The 9,446-nt window shown below is 37.4% G+C and carries 8 protein-coding genes; 6 read left to right on the top strand and 2 right to left on the bottom strand.

Going from position 1 to position 9,446, the window contains the following annotated elements; genetic code table 11:
• Positions 1-60: 60 nt before the first annotated feature.
• A complete protein-coding gene (locus tag EXE09_RS13990; RefSeq protein WP_068976118.1) occupies positions 61-750 on the bottom strand; it encodes a pirin family protein in 690 nt (229 codons plus the stop codon).
• 262 nt (positions 751-1,012) lie between these two features.
• Complete coding sequence (locus tag EXE09_RS13985; protein ID WP_130117683.1) at positions 1,013-2,251, bottom strand: L,D-transpeptidase family protein; 1,239 nt, start codon at positions 2,249-2,251, stop codon at positions 1,013-1,015.
• A 276-nt stretch (positions 2,252-2,527) separates the two neighbouring features.
• On the opposite strand from EXE09_RS13985, the gene hemE reads away from it, so the two are divergent.
• The 6 genes from hemE to EXE09_RS13955 all read left to right on the top strand — a co-directional run bounded on the left by hemE (position 2,528) and on the right by EXE09_RS13955 (position 9,405).
• Positions 2,528-3,601, top strand: coding sequence for a uroporphyrinogen decarboxylase (hemE, locus tag EXE09_RS13980; protein ID WP_130117682.1), 1,074 nt, complete (start codon positions 2,528-2,530; stop codon positions 3,599-3,601).
• Between the two features lie 46 nt (positions 3,602-3,647).
• Positions 3,648-4,454 (top strand): DUF817 family protein, encoded by an 807-nt coding sequence (locus EXE09_RS13975; protein ID WP_087553980.1) that lies wholly within the window; start codon positions 3,648-3,650, stop codon positions 4,452-4,454.
• Between the two features lie 145 nt (positions 4,455-4,599).
• Positions 4,600-5,070 carry a DUF3015 family protein gene (locus EXE09_RS13970; RefSeq protein WP_068976114.1) on the top strand — a complete coding sequence of 157 codons (471 nt, stop codon included), beginning with the start codon at positions 4,600-4,602 and terminating at the stop codon, positions 5,068-5,070.
• 165 nt (positions 5,071-5,235) lie between these two features.
• Entirely contained in the window at positions 5,236-7,137 is a 1,902-nt protein-coding gene (locus EXE09_RS13965) for a DUF4105 domain-containing protein (RefSeq protein WP_130117681.1), read from the top strand.
• Between the two features lie 18 nt (positions 7,138-7,155).
• On the top strand, positions 7,156-7,980 hold the full coding sequence (locus tag EXE09_RS13960) for a PoNe immunity protein domain-containing protein (protein WP_130117680.1): 825 nt from the start codon (positions 7,156-7,158) through the stop codon (positions 7,978-7,980).
• A gap of 249 nt (positions 7,981-8,229) precedes the next feature.
• Positions 8,230-9,405, top strand: a complete 1,176-nt coding sequence (locus EXE09_RS13955) for an acyl-CoA dehydrogenase family protein (RefSeq protein ID WP_130117679.1) — start codon at positions 8,230-8,232, stop codon at positions 9,403-9,405.
• The last annotated feature ends 41 nt before the right edge of the window (positions 9,406-9,446 follow it).

Below are 9,446 nucleotides of genomic sequence, written 5' to 3'. Positions count from 1 at the left end.
TTTCCAGAACATAAAAAACCTCCATATTGGTATATGGAGGTTTTTCTTTACCAACGATGATTAGTTGTTGAGATCAAACCAAATGAATTGGCTATTTTCTTTAGCAACAATGGTAGCATCCTCATCAAATAGATAAGCATCACCTGGTTTTACGATTTGACCTGCGATATCAATTTCACCTTCAATCACATGTACATAGTTGAACTTTTGAGTTGCTTTGACTTCAAGTGAATGACCATTTTCCAAATACGCTGCTTTGATTTCAGCATTTTGGCGTATATGCATAGGTGCATTATCATTCGGTCCTGCAATCAATTGCCATTCATTCGGTGATTTTTTAGGATCACGTTCAATTTGTTGATAATCCGGTTCAGCATCACGTACATTTGGAATCACCCAGATTTGAAGCATATGTACAGCTTCATCTCCCTGATTCATTTCACTATGTTGTACACCTGTACCTGCGCTCATCAACTGCCATTCACCCGCATTGATATGGCGCTCATTACCCATGGTGTCTTTATGAGAAATTGTACCTTTGAGTACACAGGTCAAGATTTCCATATTGTCATGTGGATGAGTACCAAAGCCATTATGTGCAGCGATAGTGTCATCATTAATCACGCGTAATGAACCAACACCCATGTATTTAGGATCGTACCAACTCCCAAATGAAAAGCTATGTTTGCTGTCTAACCAACCAATTTGGGCATGACCACGATTTTCACTGTGATGTAAAAATGTATTCATTTCAAATCTCCAATTCTTTATTTTTTAACTTGAGCTCAGTTTATGCTTTATATAATTGGGATAAAACCTTAAAAATACAACGTATCGTTCTGATTCTGAAATGATCAAAGATTGAGTTGAATCATTTTTTTTAGTTAAGGGTTTTGATAGATTTTATTTTGACTTATTTTAATAAAAATTATGAACTTGCGATCAATTCGGGCATCTCAATAAAAAACCAGTGCCTTAACACTGGTTTTTGATATGTACTGTAAATCAAAAATTATTCTAAGAATTTAACAGTAACACCAGACTTAACTTTTCGACCTAAATCATTGGCGTCCCAGTTGGTTAAACGAATACAACCATGAGAAGCAGTTTTTGAAATTGCTGAAGGGTTCGGTGTACCGTGAATACCAAATGACTTTTTGCTTAAACCAATCCAGATATTACCGACAGGACCATTTGGACCAGGTGGTAATGACAATGGTTTACGGTTATTGCCTTGTAAGAAGTTACTTGGTGAATATCCATACCATGGATTTGGAGCTACACCTGTAACTTTATATGTACCTGTCGGAGAAGGTGTGTCTGAGCTACCAATTGTTGCTGGGAATGATCCAACCATCTGATTTTGTGCATTAAACAAATAAAGTTGTTTAGCACCTTTATGGGCAACAATTAAATGAATATTTTCAGGTAAGTCATTACGGATATTGGTGACAATGATTTTTTCACCCGCTTTTTTGAAAGTTGCTTTAGGATTTAATTTCTTTAAGAAATCCTCATCCATATGGAACTTTTCACCCAACATTTCTGTGACACGAGTGTAATACAACCCTTTCATTTTGGCTTGTAATGCGTAATCACGTGGGATTGAAGCTGCATATGGACCTTTTAGGTCAGCATCTGTCAATGTGTATTCAACAAAAGCAGGTTTATTACCTTGTTTAGCGATTAAAGCATCCCAAGTTTCTTTGGTGAGTTCACCAGTCGGTTTAATTCCGTTCATTTGTTGGAATGAAGCAATTGCCTTTAAAGTATTCATACCGCTAGAGCCATCAATTGCACCTGGCGAAGCATGTGAGTTATTTAACATTACATGCGCGCGCGCATAGACAGGGAACTGTCCTTTACCGATATTTTCATACCATGACGCGTTATTCATACCATCTAAAGTCCAAGAGGCTTTAGGTGCATTTGGATTGCTAGCAACTTTTGTCGGTGCAGTTGTTGTCGTAGTAGTAGCCGTTGGTGCTTGAGCTGTTTCTGAGTTTTTAGACTCTGTTTGTTCTAAATTTTGCAGTGTATCTGCTGCTTTATTTAAATCTTGTTGCTCTTGCGGGCTAATCTCGGTTTCTACATTTGATGCAGAGCTTTCAACAGCCAGTGGGTCAATAGGGTCTTCTACAGGAGCAGCAACTTTTTTAGGTGTGAGAGGTTGCTCTGCTGTAGATGCAGCAAGAGCTGTACCTGTTAATAAACAGCTTAAACTCAAAGCAAGAATTGAGCGAACGAACATGTAAATCAACCTTAAGAATTATTCATAATGTATAACAAAAAATCCAAGCAAGTATTACAGAAAATATAAGGTGTTGCAGTATTTGTTTTGTGTTGATTATATTTTTCGATAGAAAATTTTTGAGAAAAGTGATTTTGTTTTAATTTGAATATGAATCCACAATTTAAATCAATAAAAAACGCTGAAATTGAATGAATAAAAAAGTGAGAGAAATGATTAAATCACAAGCCTTTTTGCTATGATGGGGAGAATTTAATTTTTAGATTGGGAAAGTAAATGACGACCTTAAAAAATGATCGCTTTCTACGTGCCTTATTGCGTGAGCCCGTAGATACAACACCAGTATGGATGATGCGACAAGCGGGACGTTATTTACCAGAATATCGTGCAACACGTGCGACAGCAGGTGACTTTCTTTCCCTTTGTAAAAATAATGATTTTGCCTGTGAAGTGACTTTGCAACCTTTGCGCCGTTATGATCTCGATGCTGCAATTCTATTTTCTGACATTTTAACAGTTCCAGATGCATTGGGTTTAGGGCTTTATTTTGAAACAGGTGAAGGTCCTAAATTTCACAAAACAGTGCGTACTGAGCAAGATGTGGCGAATTTACCGAAATTCAATGCCAAGTCTGATCTTGATTATGTGATGAATGCGGTAACGACGATTCGTTCAGCGTTGGGTGGTCAAGTTCCTTTGATTGGTTTTTCAGGCAGTCCTTGGACATTGGCGACTTATATGATTGAGGGCGGTTCAAGTAAAGATTTCCGCTTTACCAAACAAATGATGTATGCCCAGCCAGAAGTTCTCCATGCCTTGTTAGATCGTTTAGCAGATGCTGTCATTGAATATTTAAATGCTCAAATTGATGCAGGTGCACAAGCAGTACAAATTTTTGATAGTTGGGGTGGTGCATTAGCACATCGTGAATATTTAGAATTTTCTTTGAAATACATGCAGAAAATCGTTGCAGGCTTAAAACGTGAAAATGAAGGGCGTAAAGTGCCTGTGATTTTATTCACCAAAGGTGGTGGTCAATGGTTAGAACCAATGGTTGCAACAGGTGCAGATGCTTTTGGTCTGGATTGGACGACACCATTGAATGTTGCGCGTCAAATAGTCAATGGTCGTGCGGCGCTACAAGGGAACTTAGACCCAGCAACATTATATGGATCGGCTGCAACAATTGAAAAAGCCACCAAAGCGATGCTAGACGATGCGTATGCCAATGGTGAAAAAACAGGTTATGTGGCGAACTTAGGTCATGGGATTACGCAATGGGTTGACCCTGAACGTCCGAAAGCATTTATTAATACTGTACATGAGTACAGTGCGAAGTATTTAGGTTAATTCTTTAGATTAGCAATTCACCTAAAGTTTGCATGTTGATATTTTCATGATCTATTTCAAATCATTATTTGAATTCCTTTATAAGGCAGCATCGGCTGCCTTATTTGGTATTTTATTGCTCATTGCCTTTGTGTTGACAGCGCATATGGGAAGCCACGAGTTTTATGGTTTTTTTCGCTATGACTATTTACTATTTTATGCCCTGATCATTCAAGTGTGTTTGCTTTATTTAAAACTTGAATCATGGTCAGAAGCCAAAGTGATTGCTTTATTTCATATCATGGCAATGGGGATGGAGATCTTTCTTACGCACCCACAAATTGCATCTTGGCAATATCCTCAACCTGCAGTTTTCAAATTATTAACAGTCCCTTTATTTGCTGGATTTATGTATTCAGCCGTGGGTAGTTTTTTTGCACGATCCTTACGACTTTATCAAGTTTCATTTTCAAAACTACCTAGTTTTGCCAATATGCTCAGTTTGGCAGTGTTGTCCTATATCAATTTTATGAGCAAGTTTTTTATTCCAGATTTTCGAAATTTACTTTTTTTATGGAGCATTGTAATTTTTTGGAAAACCAAAATTCGCTTTGAATTACAACAACATCAATTTCAATTACCGATGCTTCCCGTTCTATTGGTTTTGGCATTTTTGATTTGGATTGCAGAGAATATTAGTACCTTTTATAAAATTTGGTTATACCCAAGTCAAGTCGATGCTTGGCACATGGTCGGGTGGGGAAAACTAGGTTCTTGGTACTTATTGCTACTGTTAAGTCTTGTTTTAGTGCTCAAGATTCTTGGTATACGTACGAAAGGTGGTGATTGGTCACTAAATAAGTACAATAAATAGTCTTTGAATTGTCATATTTTGATTTGCTTATCTAAATTTATGTGATAAATCTAAACAGGTGTAATAGTGTTTACACAAAATTGAAAATAACAATTTACATATGTTGAGTTTAAAAATAATACATATGAAAATTCTGGAGAATTATATGTTAAAAAAAATCGCTTTAGCTGCTGTATTGGCTGCTGGTTCTAGTGTTGCAATGGCTGATCCAGATGTGGGTTGTGGTGTGGGTTCACAAGTGTGGGCAGGTCAATCTGGTAAAATTCCTAAAATTTTAGCTGCGACGACCAATGGTATTTTTACTAACCAATTATTAGGTATTACATTTGGTACTTTGGGTTGTAATGGCAATGGTAAAGTGACTGCACAAGCTGTAACGTTTACCAATGAAAACTCTGAAGCACTTGCTCGTGATATGGCTGTAGGTCAGGGTGAAAGCTTGAATGTTCTTGCTTCTTTATTAAACATCAAAGATGCAGATAAAGCGCATTTCAATGCTGTTGCTAAATCAAACTTCTCTAGTATTTATTCAGCTCAAAATCAAAATTCTCAACAAGTTCTTGCAGCACTTCAACAAGTAATGGCTCAAGATCAAGTATTAAAAGCTTACGTTTAATATAGAATCAACCCTGCCTTGTTGCAGGGTTTTTCTTGCCCAAATTTTATGAAACAAACGGTATTGGATACTAAATCTTTCAATATAAACATGAGAATTATATTTAAAATGGATTTATATTCATCCAATATCAACATGATATAACAACGAAAAATTGACGATTGAATGAAATATTTAGCATTGAGTTTAGCTGTAATCAGTACGTTTTCTACCATTCATGCTTATGCGGAATCTGTGGCTGTAGCTCCACAGACCATTGAGAATTATTTAAATATTGCTAAAGAAAAAAAATTAGATCAGCAAATTACATGGAAGCGTTTACTTTATGCAGAAGATTCATCACAGAGTGAAGTGAGTTATTCAGGCTATTTTTTCGCACAAGATGGGCGACAAAATATTCAACATGAGCTGAATGCTGACATCGCGGCTTTATTTCAAAATGCAGAACCGAACCAATCGATTCGTTGTCGATTACCCGCACGTAGCCAGTGGCTGATGCAACAACTCAATATTTCCGAGTCGCAATTACCTAAAGTTGAATGCCCTGAATTTGATCAATGGTATGGTCAAATCAAACCCCATAAAGCCTCATTGATTTATGCCACGGATTTTATGGGTAATCCAAGCTCTATGTTTGGTCATACATTATTACGTATAGATCCCAAAGACCAAAAAGAACTGAATTTGGTTTCTTATGCGGTCAATTATGCTGCAACAGTGAATAGCGAAGACAATTGGTCTTACGCATGGAAAGGGTTGATTGGTAAATATCCTGGAGAATATTCGTTGATGCCATATTATCGTAAAGTCAAAGAATATGGTGATTTTGAAAGTCGTGATCTCTGGGAATATGAACTCAATTTAAATCCTGAAGAAACAGCATTTTTGGTTAAACATATGTGGGAAATGCAAAAGGTCAGTTTTCCATACTATTTTGTCAGTGATAATTGTGCCTATCGTTTATTGGGTTTAATTGATTTGGTTCGTCCAAGCTCAAATATACGTAAACAATTTACTTATGCCGCAATCCCAATCCAAACCATTAAAGCCATTGATCAAGAGGGGTTGATTAAAGAAACGGTATATCGTCCTGCTTTAGAAACGCAACTCAATTCTCAAGCAAAGCAACATGGTCATGCCTTAGCAAAAAAAGCCCATCAAGTTGCGATGTTAGAACCGAGTGCAATGCAATCTGCAATTGCCAGTTATACGGAAGCAGATCGTGCCAAAATTTTAGAAATGGCGTATGACGATTTGTACTTACAATTTGTTGCTCGTCAAGTGGATAGCACATTTACGCAGCCGCGTTTTAGGCAGTTATTGGGTTTGCGTAGCCAAATTCAAATTGAAAAACAACGCCAAGAACCTCAGCGTCCTCAAGTTGATCCAGTGGATAGTCATGATTCACGTAAGTGGTCAGTTGAAGTGGGGGAGGTGCAGGGTGAAAAGTATATCGAGATTGGTCATCGCCAGGCGTATCACGAACTCAAAGACCCTCAAGGTGGCTTACGTACAGGGACACAGTTGTTATTTTTAGATGGCACTGCACAGTGGCGTGATGATCAATTCAAACTTGAAGAATTGAATTTACTTACGGTTAATTCATACAATCCAATTACGCCGTTTAAAACTCCGATTACGTGGGGCTTTACATTAGGTTGGCAACAAGAAGCGCTTCAAAATGGTCAATTTAGTGAACATCAGCAACATGGTGTCGTGAACAGCAAAGTGCAATCAGGTTATACCATTGCAGATGATGATCGAAAACACTTGTGCTATGCAGAATTGCAGACACAGTTGCAAGCAGGAAGCTCTCTAGATAAAGGATGGAGAGTAGGCGTGGGTCCGACAGTGGGTTGTCAAAATCTTTGGACAGATCGTTTGAATAGTATTGTGCAAGTTGAACTGCCCTATTGGCAGGATTCAAGTCAATGGAATTTAAGACTCAATAGCACTTTGCAATATTCATTAAATAAGCAAAATTCTTTAAATATCAATTGGGAATATCAGCAACAAAACCATTTGGATTGGCAAAAAATTGGTTTAGGTTTTGTGCATTATTTTTAAAGAATCTAAGAGTTAAATATGTATCACATCGATTTTCAGCAGACTTTAGAACAATTACATCAACAGCTTAAACAAATCGAAATTGCAGACCCTAGCACGTGGAATATTTCCACAAATGGTTCTATGCAACATTGGCAAGATATTATTAGCCAGATCGAAGATACATTAGAATCAGAACTATTTTGGTTCGATACAGAATGTGATTTTGGTGAATATGATATTTATAGTTTTATTGAGCAGGCAATGCTACTTAAAGACTTTTGCCTTGAAATGACTTATCTATTACGTCTGAGTTATGATTTAGGTGTAGATCGTGAGTTTAGAGCTGAACTCTACCATACGATTTTAGATCTTTGGTTTGCCTATGCAGATTTATTGCGATTTATCCAGTCCGAAGATGAAACCTATAGCACGATAGCATTAAATTTAGACGTTGATTATAGCTTTGCATTATTACTGCTCAATTGCGCTATTGTGTTAGATCAAGGCGAGAGTGTTGTAAAAATCGTTGATGGATTATTGCATTATCAAAATGATCGTTTATTGGATATTCTGAGTTATCCATATTTTGAAAATCCTTCAATCAGTGAGGATTATCAGATCACTTATCCTTATCAACAGTTAGATTCAATTTTAAATACCACTGTTGATGAAAAGACAATTTCGACCTATTTAACCAAAATTGCTCAAGATCAAGAAAGTGGTCGATATTTTGAAAAGAAACGATTTCATCAATTAAGCGTACTGGGTCAATGGAGTTTTGAAGTGCTTGGCTTATGTGCTGTCTACCAAATTGCCCCTACTTTATTTAAAGACTTTAAGTCGATGCCTTATACATTTTGAAATTTGCAATCATGTCTATTGAGTCTGCATGATTTTTACATATTGAAATAATTGATGATGTTTTGCCTATTGTTGATCAGGTTTAGCCAATGATTGGCATAATGCACCAGCGATAAAAATAAGATCAATGCTTCTGACAATTGACCAAAAAGCTTACAAAATTTAAAACATAAGTTAGCTACAGCACAATGTATGATCAAAAAAGTTGTGGTGTGTGAATAAAAATAAAACCAATTCAAAGGAAATGTAATGTCCGCTTTAAATATTCCACAACTTGTCGCACCAATGATTCCTCGCACTTTATTCAGTGCTGAACATGAACAATTCCGTCAAACTGCACGGCGTTTCTTTGAAACTGAAATTGCACCACACAATGAAAAATGGGCAGTGCAGCAGCATTTAGACCGTAATTTATGGAATCGGGCAGGTGAATTAGGCTTGCTATGTTGCACGATGCCTGAAGAATATGGTGGCTCAGGTGTAGATCGTTTGTATTCAATGATTTTGATGGAAGAACAGGCACGCGTCGGAGATTCTGCATCAGGCTTTTCGTTACATTCGGATATTGTGGCAAATTACATTAACAACTTTGGAAATGAGCAACAAAAGCAAGATTGGTTGCCGAAAATGGCAACAGGTGAGGTGGTTGGTGCGATTGCGATGACTGAGCCGGGGACCGGTTCTGATTTACAGGCTTTGCGTACGACAGCCGTTGAAGATGGTGATGATTATATTATCAATGGTTCTAAGATTTTCATTACCAATGGTTATCTGTGCGATATGGCTGTGGTTGCGGTCAAAACAGGTAAGGGCGAGAGCGAAGCACAGAATGTATCTTTGGTGGTGATTGAAGCTTCTCGTGCAGGATTTACCAAAGGGAAACCATTGAAGAAAGTGGGTTTGCATGGTCAGGATACGTGCGAATTGTTCTTTGATAATGTGCGTATTCCAAAAAGTAATTTATTGGGTATGGAAGGCATGGGTTTTATCATGTTGATGAAAGAGTTGGCATGGGAACGGATGATGATTGGTATCATTTGTGCAGCAGGTGCAGAGTTTGCTTTGGCAAGTACAGTGGAGTATGTCAAACAGCGTAAAGCGTTTGGAAAGCCTGTTTCTGCATTCCAAAATACTCGTTTTAAATTGGCGGAAATGCGTTCTGAAGTTCAAATTGCACGAACGTTTGTTGATCAGTGTATGCAGCTTGTTTTAAAAAATGAATTGTCAATTGAAGCCGCATGTACAGCGAAATATTGGGTATCAGATCTTGCCTGTAAAGTGGTTGATGAGTGTCTGCAATTGCATGGTGGTTATGGTTATATGATGGAATATCCAATTGCCCGTGCGTATTTGGATATGCGTCCAAATCGTATTTATGGTGGTACCAATGAAATCATGAAAGAGTTGATTTCACGGACGATTTAAATAGTGATAGGCATTAATGAATACCCAAAATCTCCCCCTCT

This window comes from Acinetobacter sp. WCHAc060025 (genome assembly GCF_004209355.1).
Lineage (GTDB): Bacteria > Pseudomonadota > Gammaproteobacteria > Pseudomonadales > Moraxellaceae > Acinetobacter > Acinetobacter wuhouensis.
This window is presented reverse-complemented; position numbering and strand designations above follow the sequence as displayed.

Excerpts from the sequence above, each read along its gene's own strand:
- EXE09_RS13970 (WP_068976114.1), top strand. The coding sequence starts at position 4,600 with ATGTTAAAAAAAATCGCTTTAGCTGCTGTATTGGCTGCTGGTTCTAGT.
- EXE09_RS13985 (WP_130117683.1), bottom strand. The coding sequence starts at position 2,251 with ATGTTCGTTCGCTCAATTCTTGCTTTGAGTTTAAGCTGTTTATTAACA.
- EXE09_RS13990 (WP_068976118.1), bottom strand. The coding sequence starts at position 750 with ATGAATACATTTTTACATCACAGTGAAAATCGTGGTCATGCCCAAATT.
- EXE09_RS13965 (WP_130117681.1), top strand. The coding sequence starts at position 5,236 with ATGAAATATTTAGCATTGAGTTTAGCTGTAATCAGTACGTTTTCTACC.
- EXE09_RS13960 (WP_130117680.1), top strand. The coding sequence starts at position 7,156 with ATGTATCACATCGATTTTCAGCAGACTTTAGAACAATTACATCAACAG.
- EXE09_RS13975 (WP_087553980.1), top strand. The coding sequence starts at position 3,648 with ATGATCTATTTCAAATCATTATTTGAATTCCTTTATAAGGCAGCATCG.
- EXE09_RS13955 (WP_130117679.1), top strand. The coding sequence starts at position 8,230 with ATGTCCGCTTTAAATATTCCACAACTTGTCGCACCAATGATTCCTCGC.
- hemE (WP_130117682.1), top strand. The coding sequence starts at position 2,528 with ATGACGACCTTAAAAAATGATCGCTTTCTACGTGCCTTATTGCGTGAG.